Source organism: Paraburkholderia sp. CI3, from assembly GCF_050436505.1.
GTDB classification, from domain to species: Bacteria; Pseudomonadota; Gammaproteobacteria; order Burkholderiales; family Burkholderiaceae; genus Paraburkholderia; species Paraburkholderia tuberum.
Window position 1 is genome coordinate 4,061,811 of the sequence record NZ_JBNDMI010000004.1, and the last position, 15,902, is coordinate 4,077,712.

Here is a 15,902-nt window from a genome sequence, read left to right on the forward strand (position 1 = left end):
ATCGTTTGCGGTTCTCTTCGATTCCGAATCCCGTTGCTAGTTCGGCAGAATCGGTGCGTTTTAAACTTAGACATCTGCAGATGAACTGCCCATAGTTTTTTGATACGTGCTGTCGCTAGCTTCTGCGCCGATATGAGATTATGCAGCGGGGGCGCGACTGCTGTCGGAACGGTATCACTCGATTCCATAAAAAGCCCATATTCTGGGTGCCTGTTCGGCACATAGAGCACAGCGGGTCGGCGGCAAAATCAAATTGAGAGAAGACGGTCAAGCGGAACGCTTTGGGGGCCAGATGGATGAGAGTATTGTTGAGCCGGCAGACACGCCGGAGGAGTCAGGTTGCGTGCAGATTAAGGCCACGCTCGCTGGCAAAATAAATCTGGCTGATTTCCAGAATGCCATTCCGGTTGTCCACGAGCTCTCGCTCGCGAATGAGACCGCCGATGACATTAAGGAGTTGAGGCTCACCGCATCCTCCGAGCCGTCATTTTTCAAGCCGAAGACATGGCATCTGGACCACGTCGCTGCCGGAAAAGATGTACGTATCAGTGACCTTGACCTGTTGCTGGACGGGGCGCTTCTCGGCCGATTGACCGAGTCGGAAAAGGCACTCATAACCTTCAAACTTACGGCGGGGCTGGCAGAACCTATCGAGCTTGCCTCGTTTGAATCAACCGTCGAGTTGTTACCGCGCAATCAATGGGGCGGCCTGTCGGCTTTACCCGATATGGTTGCGGCATTCGTTCAGCCGAACGAACAGGCCGTAGAACGGGTCCTGAAGAAGGCCGCGGACGTTCTTCATAAAGCTGGCAAGTCGGGTGCCATTAACGGTTATCAGGAAGGAGCTCGGCGCGCCTGGGAATTGGCATCCGCTGTCTGGAATGCAATTGGGTCGATGGGCATCGATTATGCGGTGCCTCCGGCTAGCTTCGAACAGGCCGGGCAGAAGGTGCGTAGCCCCAGCCAGATTGCCGACTCAGGTCTCGGAACCTGTCTCGACCTCGCTTTGTTTGTGTGTGCTGCGCTTGAGCAGGCCGGTCTCAACGCTGTGCTCGTCTTTACGGATGGGCATGCGTTTCCGGGCGTCTGGCTGAAAGCTGAAGAGTTCTCAACCTCCGTCATCGACGATGTTACAGCGCTTCGCAAACGTGTGAAGCTGAAGGAGATGGTGCTGTTTGAGTCGACGCTGCTCACGCAGCGGCCTCATCCGGCGTTCAGCTTTGCTATCGCGAATGGTGAGGAACAGATTTCAGAGGAGGCGGACCAAAAGTTTCGCCTCGCCATCGACATCCGGCGCGCGCGATTGCAGCGCATCAAGCCGCTTGCCAGCGAGCAGGCGATTGCACGTGGAACGGTCGGAACTGAAGGGGCGAATCTGGAGAGAGGGTTCGAGGACGCTCCGGAATTGCCTGAGGAGCTGGAAGGTCCTGCGGATGACAAGGCCGTCGAACGCCCAGAGGACCGTCTTACCCGTTGGCAACGGAAGCTCCTTGACCTGTCACTCCGAAACAACCTGCTGAGTTTCAAGGCCGGCAAGAAATCACTGAAGCTGGATGCGCCGGACCCCGGACACCTCGAGGACGTTCTGGCGGAGGGCCACGCCATCAAGTTGCTCATGCGTCCCGACCTGATGGATGGCAACGACCCTCGTAGCCAAGCTATCCACGAAGCGCGTGAGCGGGAAAACATCCGTCGTTCCCATGCGCTTGACGCGTTGAAGCGGAAAGAGGTTTTTGTCGGACTTTCGCAGGACGAGATGGACACTCGTTTGGTCGAGCTCTTCCGGACTTCGCGCACAAACTTGCAGGAGGGCGGCTCCAACACCTTGTACTTGGCGCTGGGCTTCCTATCCTGGACGCGTGAAGCGAAGGACGACAAGAAGTACCGCGCGCCACTCCTTCTTGTCCCTGTGTCGCTTGAGCGACGGAGCGCTCGCTCCGGATTCAGCCTCATTTTGCACGATGACGAACCGCGCTTCAATCCGACGCTTATCGAGATGCTGCGTCAGGATTTCGAACTGGAGTTGGGCATCCAGGATACGGAGATGCCGAAGGATGATTCGGGTCTGGATGTCGCGGGAATCTGGAAGACTGTCTCCAGCGCCGTCAAGGACATCAAGGGATGGGAGGTGGTTGAAGAAGTCGTTCTCGCTACGTTCTCTTTCGCAAAGTATTTGATGTGGAAGGACTTGACCGAGCGAACCGAGCAGCTCAAACAGAACGCGGTCGTAAGGCATCTTATTGAAACGCCGCGCGATTCCTATGAGAGCACGATTGAGTTTCCTGACGCCAGAAGGCTCGACACAGAACTGCCGGTGAAGAACACCTTCTGCCCATTGCCGGCCGATTCGTCGCAGCTTTCCGCGGTCGTGGCGGGAAGCAAAGGAAAAGACTTCGTCCTGATTGGGCCCCCGGGAACCGGGAAGAGCCAGACCATCTCGAATCTGATTGCGCAGTGTCTGGCGGAAAGAAAGCGTGTGCTATTCGTCTCAGAGAAGATGGCGGCGCTTGATGTCGTGTACCGGCGCCTCGCCGATGTTGGTCTCGGCAACTTCTGCCTCGAATTGCATTCCAGCAAAGCACGTAAGACGGAAGTGCTCGAGCAGCTACGTACTTCGTGGGATGCCGCTGCGGCCATGGAACCCGATGAATGGCATGCAGAAGCCGCTCGACTGGAGGGATTGCGCAACCAGTTGAATGGGTATGTTGAACGTCTGCATCTGAGATACCCGAACGGGCTCAGCGTATATGAGGCAATCGGCCGCGTTGTCGCCGGGCATGACTTGCCCGTCCTGCAGCTGTCATGGCCGTCCGCTCGGGTTCACGATTCAGTCGCTATGCGAACGCTGCGCGAGACGGCCGAGCTTCTGGATGTTCACGCGAAAGTGATGGGAGAAGGGCAACTGACGTCCAGCCCGCTCGCCCACGTGGTTCAAACCGAATGGTCGCCGCTGTGGCAAGCCGCGCTGCTCGATTCGGCCCGCGCTATTGACCCAGTGGTAGCCCGTTTTGAAGCGACAACTGAGCAACTGCGTGCGGCCGTCGGTCTGCCGTCATCTATTTCCGACACGCGTGTTAGGGAAGGCCTGCGTCTCCTGGCTGCGACTTTGCCGTCTGCGTCTGGGCACGATTGGCAGTTCGTTCTGCGTCCGGATGCAAAAACAATTGCAGATAACCTGCGCGTCGCGAAACCATTAGTCGAACGACACCGCGAGCTGCACGCTTCGCTTTCAGCGCCGCGGGGCAACCAGGTCTTGGAGGATGTGCGACAAGGTATCGTTCAGCTCACTCGTTATCACGAACTTCATTCGCAGCTTTCCCAGCCATGGAACGAATCGCTAAGGTCACGGCTTTCCGCTGGCATTGAGCTGCTGCGAAAGCGCCAGAACCTGGTTAACCAACTGTCGCTCAAATACAAGGACGGTATTTCGACGGCAACGGTTCAGCAACTCCAGTTTGATTGGCGGGAGCTGCAAGATTCGTCTTGGCCGATGAGCATGATGCGTCGCCGCTCGCTTTCGAAGAAGCTCGTGGACCTGTCGACCGGCGGAGGCGAGCCAGACATTGGCGGTGACATCGAACGTCTCAAGCAGATTGAATCACTTCAGGAAGAAATCAAAGCGCTCGACGACCTATCGTTGCCGACATCGAACGCGTGGCTGGGATTGAAGACGGAGCTTGATGTCGCGCGGGCTTCCCTTGGTTTCCAAACCGCCCTCGAACAGGCTCGCGAACGGGTGGTTTGGGAAGATGTTGGACTTGACCCGGTTAGCCGGGGGCAGTGTGGCGAGACGGCGCGTGAAGACCTCGCTCGCGTCAGAGAACTTCGTCAGATTGACCAGGTTATCAATCGCCTTTCCGGACTCGAAGAAGAGACAGACGCCGTATGGGTTGGATATAAAACGGATTTGACTGTCGCGAAGACATACGTCGTCTTTCAGGGTGCGCTGGCAGCAGCAGTGGCTGGCAGCTATTGGCAGGACGAGGGTTTCAGCGTTATCGAGCGTGGCAGCGCGGGTGCCGTCGCGTCGGCGGACCTCAAGAAGATGCGCGAACTGGTTGCGCTTGGTGGTCGTCTAAAGGAGTTCGACGACCTCCCCGCGAAGACCGGCGGACTCTGGAACGGTTTGCAGACAAAACTGGAGGCAATCGAACCAGCGCTTGATTTCTTCGAGGCGCTGTCGGGCGCGCTCGCATTGATGGCAAATTCGCCTGAAGCGCTGGCGGCAGTAAAGGGCCCGATTGCTTTGCTGCTGGGCGATAGCAATGTTCTGCTTGAGCCGACGGGCGCGATTGCGGGTTCCGGGCGTATGTATGCCGAGGCACTCCAGGCGTTTAATCAGGCAGTGACGCAATTCACGGTCGCGAGCGGCTTGCCGAGCTCTGATGTCACGACTCTGGGTGCACTTCTCCCTGCCGCACTGGCCGCACGTGCAAGCGACGTCCTGGCTAGCTCGAATCGGTTGAATGCCTGGTGTGCGTGGCGCAAGACCCGCGCGGCGGCTCTTGCGTTGGGGCTTGCTCCCGTCGTCACTGGCGTTGAGCAGGGCGCAATCCAGCTCGGACGCGTAAAAGAAGCGTTCGAGACCGACTACTGCCGCTGGTGGTTGAATGCAGTTGTCGATGTGGACGACGTGTTGCGCACCTTTGTTTCCGCAGAGCACGAGAAACGCATTCGGGATTTCCGGGAGCTTGACGAACGGTTCATCGGCTTGACACAAGCCTGGGTGCGCGCGCAGCTTTCGGCCGGGCATCCCTCGCCTGACCGTGTCTCACGAGGCTCTGAATGGGGCCTGCTGCGATACGAAATGCAAAAGAAGACTCGCCATCTGCCTCTTCGCGAGTTGATGTCTCAAGCTTCGAGCGCCGTGATGCGCCTGACGCCGTGCCTTCTGATGAGCCCGCTGTCGATTGCACAATATCTGCCGGCCGAGACGGCGAACTTTGATGTCGTCATCTTCGACGAGGCATCACAGATTCCAGTGTGGGACGCTATTGGCGCAATGGCGCGTGCGAAACAGGTCATCATGGTTGGTGACCCGAAACAGTTGCCACCGACAAGTTTCTTTGACCGCGCGGAATCGGACATTGATGACACTGATGTCGAGACTGAGCTCGAGAGCATTCTAGAGGAGTGTATCGGCGCGAACCTGCCGACGATGAAGCTATCGTGGCACTATCGTAGCCGCCATGAAAGCCTGATTGCATTCTCGAATCATCGTTACTACGACGGGGACCTGGTGACGTTCCCAAGTCCTGTCACGAACGACCGTGCCGTCAGCTTTAATCACGTTGCGAATGGCCAATACGAGCGCGGTGGGGCGCGAACAAATAAGCCAGAAGCGAAAGCGCTGGTAGCCGACCTGGTCGGCAAAATGAAAACGCCCGGCTTCCGCGAAAGTGGGCTGACCATTGGCGTGGTGACGTTCAACTCTGAACAGCAATCCCTCATCGAAGACTTGCTCGACGAAGAACGTCGTAAAGACCCATCCATTGAGCACTTCTTCCTGGAAACGCAGCTTGAACCCGTATTTGTAAAGAACCTGGAGAGCGTGCAGGGTGATGAGCGGGACATCATGTATTTTTCAACCACCTATGGCCCGGGGATTGACGGCACCATGCCGATGAATTTCGGCCCGATGAACCAGCAGGGTGGGGAGCGTCGTCTGAATGTTGCCATTACCCGTGCGAGGCAGGAGCTTCGAGTCTTCGGTAGCTTCCGTCCAGAGCAGATGGACTTGGCGAGAACTCAGGCGCTTGGAGTGCGTGACTTGAAGCACTTCCTGGAGTTTGCGGACCGCGGCGCACGCGCGCTTGGCGAGGCGGTTACAGGTAGCGTCGGAGACTTCGAGAGCCCATTTGAAAAAGCCGTATCGAACACGCTCACCGAGAGAGGCTGGACTTTGCATCCGCAGGTCGGTGTGTCGGCTTTCCGCATTGACCTCGGTGTAGTCGACCCGGACGCACCTGGACGTTACCTTGCCGGCGTTGAGTGTGATGGCGCGACCTATCATCGTTCTGCAACAGCCCGCGACCGCGACAAGTTGCGTGAGCAGGTCTTGCGCGGCCTCGGTTGGGACATCCTGCGCATCTGGTCAACCGATTGGTGGATTGACATGCACGGGACCGTCGAGAACATTCATCGTCAGCTCGAGGAGTCGCTCGCCGAACAGCGGGCGAAGCGAGCGCAGACCGAGCAGGAGGCGACAGTCCTTGCGGAGCAGGCTATCGCGGACGTAATGGCGATGCCGGATGAGCAATTGGACCAGTCGGCAGATACGACAACCGACCCGTCGAGCGAGGTGAAAGTGGTGGCGGGCGCTACCACGCTTCCCGTTACCTACGCTCGGAACACCGCCGTTGCTCATTCTAGCGACCAAGTGGAGGAACGCTTCACGGAGGTCGATTTGACGGTTGAGGGACACGCGGTCGATGCCAATTCGTTCTTCGACATCGTCTACAACCCAACGCTTCTTCGGTTGATTGAGCACGTCGTACGTGTGGAAGGACCGGTTCGGGACGAAGTGCTGGCGCGTCGTATTGCGCGGGCGCATGGCTGGGTTCGGACAGGCGCAAAAATCCAGGACCGGGTCGTACGGCTGGCGTCGCAACACTTCAGCGGTGACCCAGAGGATGTGGGTACGTTTTTCCGAGCTAAAGGTGAATCTGCTGATATGCAGATTCAATTCCGGCGGCCCATTGATGGCACTGCACGGTCAGTCGATGAAATCTCTCTTGCCGAACTCCGAGCACTCGCGCTCGACATGATGCAGGCAGGGCATGACGAAGAGTCTGGCGTGCCGGCGATGGCCCGTGAAGTGGGTCTTCGCAAACTCAACGCAGGCAGCAGAACGCGTCTTGAAATGGCTTGGTCGGATGCGACGAAGACCGCTTTTCGGAAAGTTGACGCCAAAGACTGAAACAGTGCGACGGTCGGCACGACAGGCGTCCGGCCGTCTGCACAACTGGCAACATTTTTCCTTGCCGTACAGGCGACATTAGTTCGCTGGCGAAAGTACTGGGGGGACAGCATGGGTTTGAGCTTCAGGAAAAGCATAAAAATTGCGCCCGGTATCCGAATAAATCTCAGCAAGAGCGGAATCAGCACATCCATTGGTGGAAAGGGCTTCACGTACAACACCCGTGGCCGCATCACCACAAGCATTACGGGAACCGGAATCAGATATACGACAAATTTGAAGGGCAGGGACTCGAGCCGTCGGGACAGTCACGGCACATCTGAGAGCACCGGCACTGAACATATGAATACTGAGAACCTATCAAAGAGAGAGCAGGCAACGCAGGACTTCGTCTACAAGGTGCAGTCACGCACAACGAATGCCCTACGACAGTATTTTATATCCCATGGTGTTTATGTCGAAGATGATGACATCAGCGAAGCGGTCAAGCTCGAAGCGTTTCAACCGTTTCTCAATACGCTCGCGCACGACCTGGCGCTCACAACGAAAGCTATCAAGTTAGCCGTAGACATCGGTACGGTCTCGCTCGCAGAAAAAGAAAAGGCGATGCTGGCCGTCTACGAGATGGAGCACAAGTGTGCTGCGGCGCAAGGACCTCGCGGTGAGCTGCAGACAGCCGCGAGCGCTCTGATGGCCAGGGTGCGGGCTTGGCCACGTGTTCCTGGATTTGTTGGTCCTCTGTTTGCTGCGCTGTTGGGTTGTTTCCTCATGGCTGTGCTTAGCGTGCCCGTGGGGCTGGCTTTAACTGGATTCGCGCTCGCCTACGGTGGATACAAGACCTTCAGTTTCATGCGTAAGAAGGCCGTTTCCTCCCAAGCCATCAAGGAGGCGAACGAGTGGTTTCAGTCCAAACTAACTGTGGAGGTCACGCCGCGACCAGCCATCCGTTCGAGTAATGACTATGTTGCCCTCAAGGCGGCGGCATCCGCAACGGTCACTGCGGCGGCGGTCATCTACACCATCATCGTCTATCCTCACCACGCCGCGTCGAATGGCAATGGCGAACAGGCGACGCTTCAATCCGACACAACCGCAGTCGGTTCGAATGGCGTTGCGCCGGCTGCCGCTACTGCCACGACACTGAATACAGTTCATCCGGTTCCGGACTTTAGCTGGCTAGTGGGTAAGTACCCGTCTGATGTTGTGAATGACAAACGATTCCGTTCTGCTTTCAACGGCGTCTCGCGCGCGGACTGGAAAAAAATCTCGGAGCGGCTTGCTGTGGTCAACTCTTCCGGGATTCAGATGAAAGACGGTTATCTGGTCGCGCAAGGGTGCAAAGAACATGAGTGCAGTACGGAGCAAGCCGCGTTTGCCGTCAATGCAACATCCGGCAAAGGCGTGATGCTCGTCAAGCAAACCTCAAACCCTTCGGGTAACGCCTCGATAAAGATATTCCAGTGGCCTGACTTGCCCGTCGGTGCGACACCACTATCAAGCTGGGCGCAGGAGGCTGCAGGTACAGACGCCGCGCCTTCGGCTCAAACGGCTTCATTCCAGCAGACCAGCTTTGATTGTTCGAAGGCTCATTCCGATGCAGAGCACATCATTTGTAGCGACGCTGAGCTGGCCTCAGATGACGTTCAGTTGGCTGCAATCTACGCCAAGGCCAAGGCCGTTGCAGATGACCCAGTAGCATTCAAAGAGCGGACCCGGGCTCAATGGAATTACCGCGAGCAGCAATGCCATGAGCGCGAATGCCTTATCCGGTGGTATGCCGACCAGAATGTTGCGCTTGCAGCGATAGCCGCGACCGGTAAGGTTGCTCAACAGTAAAGGAGCTCGACAAAGTCAGGACGTTTCGCCAAACGAGTATTCGTAGGCATGCGTCGATTGCTAGGGGCTGGTCCAGGCGGGAACGAGTACGTTCTAGCGGTCAATTGTGGAAAACCGATGCTTCGTCGGTCCGTTCGAAAGGGTAGGTTGCCTCATCGTGTTGACAGTCTCAAAAACGTTTTGTGTCGCCTGCAGTTGCCTCACTACCTGAGCATTTGCGGGGGAAATGGGGTCGTCCTGCAGTTCCCATGTCAGAATCAACTGGAGAGCAAACATGAAGCAGCCCGGACTCGATGGTCGCCACCGCGACAAGGACGGAAAGATTGACCAGAAGCACGGCAATACGATGAACAAGAATCTGCCGAAGCCCATCGAGGGCTTCGGGCCAAATACGACTCTGAAGACTATGCGCGATAAGACTGGTGCTGTCAGCGAGAAAGACATTCGAGCTGCGGTAGCGAAGAAGCGAGGGCGATAATTTTTTGCAGATGCCGTTCGACCGCTTTCTAGGGGAAATGCCGTAGGCGTTCGGCCGACGTGTGCTAGATAACATTGAACGGCACTTTCTTAGCATCCGTCCTAGCGGTCGACCGGATGTTGCTCTGACGTTACCCTCAAGATTTGCTAGAGTGTGTTCGCTCTCTCGTGCCGAACAGCTCTCAATCTGACCCGACATTGGTGCACGGGCTCGGATTGCCAAGGGTTGTCCCGCGCGAAGTCACGCGCATGGGCCCTGATTGTGCTCGTGCGTGACCAGCGCCTTGAGCACGCTGCCCGTGCAGGCCTTGCCGGTGTCATTTTCATCATCGTTGGTACCGAGACTTTTCCGGCCGGACTATTTGTCGGCGTTCACGACGGCCAGGTGATGCATAGAGCCACTATGGTTCAAACCTAAGGCAACGCTGAATAAGTACCTGATTTTCGCAAATCCCCACGGAGCGACAAGGCTTTGCGGGGACCGAAAAGGACTTAATCAGCGTTGCCCTAAGTTGAGCTGGGAGTACGCAATGACCACAATCGCAATATCTGCGGCACAAGCTCGCGAGTTCCGTGCCCTCTTCGTAGCCTGGCGTCGCGAGCAGGGCGCGCATATTTTCGCCGAACCGCCGGAGAGTGCAGGTGCGAACGGTGCGGTCAACTTCGCTCAAGTGCCAGTTGAATTTCTGTCGGTGCTCGATGCGGCCGGCATTCAATACACAAACCTCTTGTCCTGACGAGGATGGTAATGGATACAGAAGAGTGGCTGCCGTGCATCGTTAGTACGTTCGACCTTATAGGAACTCGACGTCAGGCGGCTTCCGGCAAAGCCTCGACTGCTATGAGACTCCTGCAGGAGCGGGCAGTGTGGAAGATGAACCATGGCATGCGCAACCACAGCTACTGCTATGTCTGGAATGACTCTGTACTGATGCTTTCCTATCATTCCAGGCCTGCGGTCGCGCGCAGACGCGTTCTCGCGGAACTAGATGAGTGCAAGCAATGGTTGGAGCGGGAATGCACGGGTAAGCTGTACGCTATTTGCGTTAAAGGCCTTGCGTTTCCTCAAGACGAGATGCCCAGCCCATCAGTCGACGGTGAAATGGTTGGTCAGGCGCGAGCCGTTGTTCTCAAGACTTCAAGTTGGGCGATGGCGAATTGCTTCGAGATTGAGAAGAAGCTCAAACATCATCGGGCAGACTGGTATATTGATAGCCGAATAACCACCGACGTCGACGTGATGCCGGCGTTCGCGGCCGAAGAAGTGCGGCTGTTGCCATCGGCTGAGTCGCGAAGAGTAGATATGTTTCGCGGTAACCTGTTCGGCTAGGTTTGCTTCTTCGCTGCGCGTCTTACTGGGTAGGCAAACTATTTCACGAAATACGGTACGCCGGATTGCGGTAGAGGTCGTGGACGACATATGTCCGCATCCCGTCTCTCTGGTCGGTTTTTTTCCGCTACGGTTGGCCGGTTGCGGCCTGTCAGCTATTGTGTACGTGCGAATCAGCGTGTTATCTCCTATGCTGCTCTCAGCGGCGTTCAATGGACGCAGCTTTCCTTTTCACGCTTATGGACAGGAGATAGCGATGACGGGTCAAGAGACCGATGCATTGACGAGGAGTCAGGTTAGGCGTTTTCAAGCTGCGCTCGCCGTCGAAATGTGTCTGCGGACAGGATGGCACGTCGGTGAGGCGTTACCCGTGGTGAACAAGCTAATCGCGGAGCGGCTCGCGCATTCTCAAACCGAGACGCCGCCGCGCTATCTGTCTGATTCGGGCAGGAGCGGTAGGGAGCGCGCAAAACGGCTAGAAATGTTTGACGCAACCGAACTGGCACCTTACAGCACGGTTGGGCATAGCCGCGAAAACGCCGAACTTGGTCGAGCTCGGGAGGAACTCTCCTCGCCGTACAGTCGCGTCTATCAAGACTAAAGCCGCGTAGATGCGTTGCCCGCTCACCTCGGAGCGTTGCGCGAGCAACTCGAAGACTGAATTCCGGCACCGAGCGGCCTGCGGCCTTGGTGCAGCTGCCTGACGACTTTTCCCGTATGCGCGACAATGCTGCTTTGCGGCGCAGGTCGCGCCAGGAAAACCGTCGGGGGCAGGGTGAGCAGCAAGCTCGAAATTCTGGTTGTCGATTCGCTTTCAGATGTGCCTGCGGAGGAGTGGAACGCGCTCGCTGCAGGCAATCCCTTCGTGGCGCACGAATACCTGTCGGCGATGCACGATACAAAATGTGCATCCAAGTCGACCGGGTGGCAGCCGACCTATCTGTTGATGCGCCGCGGGGGGGTACTCGCCGGCGCCATGCCGTTGTACCTGAAATCACATAGCCGCGGTGAATACGTCTTCGACCACGTATGGGCTGATGCCTTCGCCAGGCATGGCATCCAGTATTACCCCAAGCTCCTGTCCGCAGTTCCGTTCACGCCCGTTACAGGCCCGCGCCTGCTGGCGCCGGCGCATGCTGACAGAGTGATGCTTGCACGGGGCGCCATGGAGTTCGCGAAGCAACTCGATGTATCGTCAATCCACGTCCTGTTCTCGCACGAGGACGACCTTGAAGCCCTGACCGACGCCGGCTTCATGTTACGAGAAGGTGTCCAGTTTCACTGGGAGAATTTCGGGTACAAGACCTTCGATGAATTTCTCTCGAAGATGTCGCACGACAAACGCAAGAAGGTGAAGCAGGACCGCCGAAGGGTCCACGACGCCGGCGTCACTTTCCGGTGGCTGCGAGGGCAGGAGATTGGCGCGGACGACCTCGACTTCTTCTACGAATGTTACGAGAATACCTATCGCGAGCACTGGAACCCGCCGTACCTAACTCGCAAGTTCTTCGGACTGGTTCATCGGACGATGCCCGATGCACTGATGCTTGTCATTGCTGACGCAGACGGGAAGAGGGTGGCGGTGGCTCTAAATGTTGTTCAAGGCGACACGATGTATGGCCGCTACTGGGGCACCAAAGAGTTCGTATCAGGCCTTCATTTTGAGACCTGCTACATGCAGGGCATCGAGTACGGCATCGCCAACGGGCTGAAGAGCTTCGAAGGTGGCGCCCAAGGAGTACACAAGGTGTCACGCGGCCTGATGCCCACGCCAACGTGGTCTGCTCACTGGATTGCTGACCATCGATTTGCGCACGCTATCAGCGAGTTTCTCGACCAGGAGACGGCGGCGATGGACGAGCACATTGATGAGCTCGAGGCCCATACGCCGTTCAAAATGAAAACGTGAAGGCAAGTCTCTCAGTGCCGAACTGGAGCCGCGGCTGCATAGGAAGGGATGCTGCCGAGGAGTTCCTCAGCGTTTTGTCGACGGTTTTGGGCGCTCAAGCTCAGACAACTTAGCCCGGAGCGCTGCAATTTCATTGCGACAGGCCTCAAGCTGGTCCCGCTGCTCAGACTCGACCGTGTACCCGGACGTCATCGCATTTGCCTCGACATAGAACTGGTACGCTGTCTTGGAGTTCTGGCCGAGACGTTGCGCTATAGCATCGACAACGTCTTCTCGTTGCATCGAGAGTCCTCGCTTCTTCCTGAATTCTATTTCCTCCCGGGCGATACGTGTGCCCGTCTTCCTTCGCACGCCATGCGCTCCTGCGCCCTTCCCAGCGCCGACCTTCTTAAACCGCTTTGCGATTCGGTCCGATAGTGAGTGGTCGTTAAGCGGAAGCCCCGATGTTGGATTTAAGAAAATGCGTCCTTCAAGAAGTTTCCGATTGACCCCGGTTTTCTTAATTATTTCCTCTCGGTCGATTTCGATGTAGTTTGCGATGTCATAGGCAATTGCCCACGACAACGAGAAGGATTTGCTATAGCCGTTTTTCTGGTCAGGTGGCGCTACATCGTATGCCGTGGCATGCCTCGCTTCGGCCTTAGCCAGTTCCTTCCTCGCGAACTGATGAATTTGAAGACTTGCCACACTGCCGACCCGCCACGCCGTGTCCGAGATGATACGAACGATAAGCATGATTAGGCGGTGGTCGGCAGCGTCTCCGGCACCTTCAAGATAGTCTTCCAGCGCGGCAATGTCGTCATCAGTCGCTCGATACTGGACTCTTCCAAGGCGACTCGCTCGGCCCGTTCGCGTGTAAATTCTCGGGTACTTCTTCAGCTCCTTTTCGTCGGAATCCAGACCGGAAAGTCCCACTACCGGCAACGTCGAAGTGATGCCACAGCCGACTGGTCCTATTGTCCCCGACGGGATACGGCCTTGCCCTTGTGCCCACGCAAGAAGCTCATAGACCTCCTTTAATCGAATGTTCGTGGTGTCTTTTGCGACCAACTGGTTTCCCCGATACTGAGGGCGTTTCATCGTCCGCTTCCAGCACCAATCTCGAAATCCTAGAAGATGCTTGTCGTTCATCTCAGCAATCGGAAGCTGCTTTTCCGACAGGTATATATATAGCTCGCGTGCTGCACTGACAGCAGTGTTCCTACGCGTTCGCATAGCAGCCTCCGAAACGTGCGCCGATTCTCCCTCGCGGATAACCATCCCGCAATAGTCGGTGGGCAACTCAAGAAGGGAGTAGGTGCTGCCTCGAAAAACTGGAAATCGGCGGTCGTTTCCATCCTCAATCCAGAAGACGTAAACCCGCTGAGCTTTGTGAACGGAAGCTTTCATGTGGACGTCTCTGGAACCTTCTGCAGAAGGTGTTGTAGAAGAGGGTCGGCGTAGTACCACGCGTCTCTACCTTTGCGCTTCAAACTAGCATCGACATCACCAACGAGTACCGCCTTATGCGACGCAAGACCGGATGCAGCACGAATCACCTCTGCATTGCAATCGGTGCCCTCGATGCAAACGACTATAACGGTTTGCCAAGTTCCGAGGGCCGCCGCCGGGAGCTCGAGTGCGTACGCCAGTGTGAGCTCAAACGCATCTGACGCCGTTAGAAGAACGAGGTCTCCGTTCGCTCGCGTGACTTGAGCGACAACGAACTCAGGAATCGAGTTGGTCACACGAACGTAGGGGGTTTGCTCCACGTCATGCAAGCTCATGCTCTCGCCTGGCCAGCGGCATTTTGCAATGTCTGCTTGCTTCCACGTGACAGGGCATTTTGCATATGCCCTTCCGCCGCGACCAAGGGTCGTCGAATTCATCGGAAGGTTATCGAACTGAAGTTCATCAGCTCTTTCCGACGCCAGCGTGACATTCAGCGAATGACAAATTGCCGCGTCGGTCGCAATAAGGACTGTGACTCCGTCACACGCATTCTCGCGATAGAGAGCTAGCGCTTCTTTCAGTGTTTCTTTTATTCCAGTAAGCTGAACCTTCCGCATTTCCAACCCCTCTCTAGGGCTGGATGGACGCAGAGATTCGCCACCGCCGCTTGACCCAGTTGAACCCAATGTCATTCGTTGAAATTTTCCTGAATACCATAGCGTGTGATACGGCGCAGGCCGACTGGGTCGGCTAACCATATCGGCCGCTCCGGCAAGTATCAGGCAAGTGTCGACTGGAAGCCTATGGATAAGCTTGTTGAGAGTTAGGATGTCGAGGGCATGAGCGTCATGAACCACGACCGTGTGGTTGGTCTTGTGGACTTGTGCTGGCCTTGCAAGCATCTCTGACAAGCTCAACTGAATGGCGGGGCGGGGCTCTGTACGCGAGAAAGCGATGTGAAATGCGTCTGCAAACACTTCATGGAGCCGACCGCGTGCAGCGGCAGCGGTACGCCCTCCATAGTCAATCAAACAAACTGAAGAGGCCGTCCGGCGAGGGGTGTCCACGGTAGTGAGCGCGTCATTGCACACCTGCGTCGAGCCCCTGGCGGCAACCAGGCGCGACAAAAAAGCGTGGGTGACCTTTGTAAGCGCATCCGAAGCGACAAAACGCTGGCGTCGGTATGTTAGACACGAAATTCTTCCGGACGCGACAGCCGAGTCCATTGTGGTCTGGACGAGTGCAGGGTCTCTGAGCTTGTTTGCCAGCCGGTGCTCGTAGTCCTTAGGGTGGACCGCGCGCAATATCGCGTGGCTGCCTTGTGTAAAGACAGAATCCGATGCAGAGAGCAGTCGACGCGGCTCGTTGAGCGGGTTTGAACTCTGGACAGAGTTGTCGATGGTTGACCAATGAATCGTCGGGTGGAAATCATACGGAGTTGCCAATCTCAATCCACGAAACACCGCGATGATGTCGGGCAGGGTTGAGCGTTCATGTCCTGAAAGGGCGACCGGCTCAAGTACACGAGTTATTCTGATGTCATCGAGATAGCTGTGCCACGCGGCAATACCAGCGATTGCTGCGGATGCGCTGATGCCAGCGGAGTGCAGGCTTTGGACGTCTTCATGGTCAAAAATCTCGCTGAGCTTCGCGTCAAATTTCCTCCAAAGCTTCTTGGCGCCACGCATTCCGATTTTCGCAAATGAGGGGTGTTTCCCCAGTAGCATTACCAGTTCTACGCCGCTTGGCTCCCGACAGACTCCAGTTTTGGCCTTCAGCTGGGCTCCATAGACCGGATGGTGTTCCAACGTGCCGGAAATTTCCCAAGTCTCACCGACCACCGGCGCCCGAAGCATAACGTTGAAGTTTGCAATGACGCGGATACGCTTTGTTGGGAGGAGCGTCAGTACGAAAATCGCACCGCCTCCGAGGCCGTATGACAGGACTCGTGTGACAGTTCCCCTTAAACAACGCAGGCTTGGGGCTTTGGTCATCGCTGT

At 56.6% G+C, this 15,902-nt stretch carries 9 protein-coding genes; 7 read left to right on the top strand and 2 right to left on the bottom strand.

Going from position 1 to position 15,902, the window contains the following annotated elements; translation table 11 throughout:
- The first annotated feature begins 292 nt into the window (after positions 1–292).
- The 7 genes from OKW29_RS40125 (at position 293) to OKW29_RS40155 (ending at position 12,471) form a co-directional block, all read left to right on the top strand.
- Positions 293–6,919 carry a DUF3320 domain-containing protein gene (locus OKW29_RS40125; protein WP_429294779.1) on the top strand — a complete coding sequence of 2,209 codons (6,627 nt, stop codon included), beginning with the start codon at positions 293–295 and terminating at the stop codon, positions 6,917–6,919.
- Between the two features lie 111 nt (positions 6,920–7,030).
- Positions 7,031–8,755 (top strand): DUF4236 domain-containing protein, encoded by a 1,725-nt coding sequence (locus OKW29_RS40130; RefSeq protein WP_429294780.1) that lies wholly within the window; start codon positions 7,031–7,033, stop codon positions 8,753–8,755.
- A gap of 274 nt (positions 8,756–9,029) precedes the next feature.
- A complete protein-coding gene (locus OKW29_RS40135; protein WP_175151234.1) occupies positions 9,030–9,233 on the top strand; it encodes a hypothetical protein in 204 nt (67 codons plus the stop codon).
- A gap of 529 nt (positions 9,234–9,762) precedes the next feature.
- Positions 9,763–9,969 carry a hypothetical protein gene (locus tag OKW29_RS40140; protein WP_429294781.1) on the top strand — a complete coding sequence of 69 codons (207 nt, stop codon included), beginning with the start codon at positions 9,763–9,765 and terminating at the stop codon, positions 9,967–9,969.
- A gap of 11 nt (positions 9,970–9,980) precedes the next feature.
- Positions 9,981–10,562: a hypothetical protein gene (locus OKW29_RS40145; protein ID WP_429294782.1), complete on the top strand. Its 582-nt coding sequence runs from the start codon at positions 9,981–9,983 to the stop codon at positions 10,560–10,562.
- A 256-nt stretch (positions 10,563–10,818) separates the two neighbouring features.
- Positions 10,819–11,163, top strand: a complete 345-nt coding sequence (locus OKW29_RS40150; protein ID WP_429294783.1) for a hypothetical protein — start codon at positions 10,819–10,821, stop codon at positions 11,161–11,163.
- A gap of 174 nt (positions 11,164–11,337) precedes the next feature.
- Positions 11,338–12,471: a GNAT family N-acetyltransferase gene (locus OKW29_RS40155; RefSeq protein WP_429294784.1), complete on the top strand. Its 1,134-nt coding sequence runs from the start codon at positions 11,338–11,340 to the stop codon at positions 12,469–12,471.
- 66 nt (positions 12,472–12,537) lie between these two features.
- Here the strand turns inward: OKW29_RS40155 and OKW29_RS40160 are convergent, their stop codons facing one another.
- Together OKW29_RS40160 and OKW29_RS40165 are read right to left on the bottom strand one after the other, a co-directional pair.
- A complete protein-coding gene (locus OKW29_RS40160) occupies positions 12,538–13,860 on the bottom strand; it encodes a hypothetical protein (RefSeq protein WP_429294785.1) in 1,323 nt (440 codons plus the stop codon).
- Positions 13,857–15,896 (bottom strand): hypothetical protein, encoded by a 2,040-nt coding sequence (locus tag OKW29_RS40165; RefSeq protein ID WP_429294786.1) that lies wholly within the window; start codon positions 15,894–15,896, stop codon positions 13,857–13,859. Before OKW29_RS40165 ends, OKW29_RS40160 begins: the two co-directional genes overlap by 4 nt.
- Positions 15,897–15,902 lie beyond the last annotated feature (6 nt).